This window comes from Stenotrophomonas maltophilia (genome assembly GCF_003970865.1).
Classification (GTDB): Bacteria; Pseudomonadota; Gammaproteobacteria; order Xanthomonadales; family Xanthomonadaceae; genus Stenotrophomonas; species Stenotrophomonas maltophilia_AR.
Genome location: NZ_RXLZ01000136.1, coordinates 1 through 1,655, shown reverse-complemented (window position 1 = coordinate 1,655; position 1,655 = coordinate 1). Strand labels below are relative to the sequence as shown.

The 1,655-nt window shown below is 67.9% G+C and carries 1 protein-coding gene; it reads right to left on the bottom strand.

Translation table 11 applies throughout. The annotated features are described in order from the left end of the window. Positions 1–129 precede the first annotated feature (129 nt). On the bottom strand, positions 130–1,554 hold the full coding sequence (locus EKL94_RS22065) for a YfjI family protein (RefSeq protein ID WP_221767995.1): 1,425 nt from the start codon (positions 1,552–1,554) through the stop codon (positions 130–132). Between the last annotated feature and the right edge of the window lie 101 nt (positions 1,555–1,655).

Below are 1,655 nucleotides of genomic sequence, written 5' to 3'. Positions count from 1 at the left end.
TCAACGAGCCGTAGTTGGGTTTACGTTTGTTGACGGCACACGAGCCTATACATAGTTAACAGCGAAAGGCGCTGGGCAGGGGCAGTCTGTGTAAACCCTCGAGACGGATATGGCGGGGGCGGTAGACTTTCATTTTTGTTCCTCCCTAAGCTCGGGGTGCAGCCGCACCACCTCGGACGGGCGGCCTCCCAGCGGCCCCGGCTCCACCTCCACCACCCTCAGCCAGTTCAGCCGCTCGAGCAGGGCTAGGGCCGCATTCAGGCGCTCACGCTCCACCCAGCGGCGGCTCGTGCGTTGCACCTCCCGCACCGTCTGCCCGTCGGTGATGAGTCCTTCTTCTATTTGCTGGGCCAGGGCGTGGGCGTCGAGGATCGCGCCGTTCAGCTCGGGAGCGTAGACTTTGCGGGCGTGTTCCTCGAGGAACCCCACCCAGTCCAGGGCCAGGTGCACGGCCCCCAGGCCCACCGGCGGCAACTCCCCGGCCAGGCTCCAGCGCTCCTCGTCGAAGACCCAGCGGGTGTCATCCCCGGCCAGCTCCACCAAGTGGAAGATCGTCGCCAACGACGCGGCCAGGCTCCCGTACTTGGCGACGTGGGCGGCGAAGTGGGGCGTGTTGGCCAGCTTGGGATCACGCAAGCGGCGCTCATGGGCGTCGTGCCACTGGGCGAAGGCCCGGCCCGCTTCCTCGCTCAGGGTCAGCAGGTGGGGCTCGAGCCGTCCCTCGGGGTCACGAAACTCCAGCCCGTCCAACCGGGCGAACACCTCAAAGGCCCGCTCCCTCGCCTTCTGATCGGGCCAGCTTTGCGGGGGGGTCCAGGGGGGCATCCCGTCGGGCCACACCAGCAGTTGGAAGCGCTGGAGCATCCCATCGGCGCGGGTGGGGTCGGTGCGCAGGCGGTCAAAGACGGCCTCGAGGGGCCTGGGCTGAATGGCCCCGACAACGGCCACGCACGCGGCGGGGATGTGGATGGTCCCTCGACCGATCCGATCAAAGGTGTAGGCGGTGTTGCCGTTCCAGGCGCTCAGGAAGAATCCCCTGGCCACCGCGTACTCTTGCAGCTCCATCGCGGCCAGCCAGGACGCCAGCTCATCCCGCACCAGCACCAGCCCGCGGGGGTTGTCCCGCAGCAACTCGCCCAACTTCTCGGCGGTGGCGTCGTGGGTAACATACCGGCGCTCAGGCACGGTCTCCAGGGCCTCCAGCCGGGCCAGCAGGTCCACGAACCCGCCCTGGCTCAGCTCGCCCTTCTTGGCCTGACCCTTCAGCGCGGCCAGCCTCGCTTCCAGGGCCAGCCGCTCGGCCTTAGCCTCCAGCGCAGCCCTCTGGTGGGCTGCGCGGGCCTTGGCTTCGAGCACGGCCAGCGGGCGCAGGGCTTCTGCGATGGCGTCGCTCTTCTTGGCCCCTGGGGGCGCTACGATCCCTCCCCAAAGGTTGGGCGTCACCGTCCAGTCCGAATACTCACGCGGGCGCACCGCCACGCTACGGCCCACCAGCCCCGACAGCCCTACCAGCGCGGGGACGGCCCTGCCTCTTATTAACCTCTCCGACCCCACGGAGCGGCTCCCTTCCTCCAAGCGCGGCCTGGGCTTGCAAAAAAAACAACCAACACACAGTGACGCAGTCTAGCACCCACAAAGGACCCGACACAGTCCAC